This window comes from Streptomyces sp. NRRL WC-3742 (assembly GCF_000720635.1).
In the GTDB taxonomy this organism is placed as follows: domain Bacteria; phylum Actinomycetota; class Actinomycetes; order Streptomycetales; family Streptomycetaceae; genus Kitasatospora.
The window spans coordinates 1-238 of the sequence record NZ_JOCF01000210.1; the positions used below are offsets into that span (position 1 = coordinate 1).

1 protein-coding gene is annotated in these 238 nt (G+C 66.0%); it reads left to right on the top strand.

Translation table 11 applies throughout. The annotated features are described in order from the left end of the window. Window positions 1–238, top strand: a 238-nt coding sequence (locus tag IH61_RS42320) for a 4-hydroxyphenylacetate 3-hydroxylase C-terminal domain-containing protein (protein ID WP_037974244.1), incomplete at both ends; no start/stop codon positions are given.

A 238-nucleotide genomic window follows, 5' to 3' on the forward strand; every position in this document is an offset into this window, starting at 1 on the left:
TCCGGGAGATCTTCCTGCGGGACCTCGGCAGTGCGCTGATCTACAACAACTCGCACGCCAAGGACTGGGCCAACCCGGAGATCCGCCCCTACCTCGACCAGTACGTGCGGGGCCTCGGCGTGGAGGCGATCGACCGGGTGAAGCTGATGAAGCTGGCATGGGACGCGGTGGGCACCGAGTTCGGCGGCCGCTGGGAGCTGTACGAGATGAACTACGCCGGCAACCACGAGCAGATCCG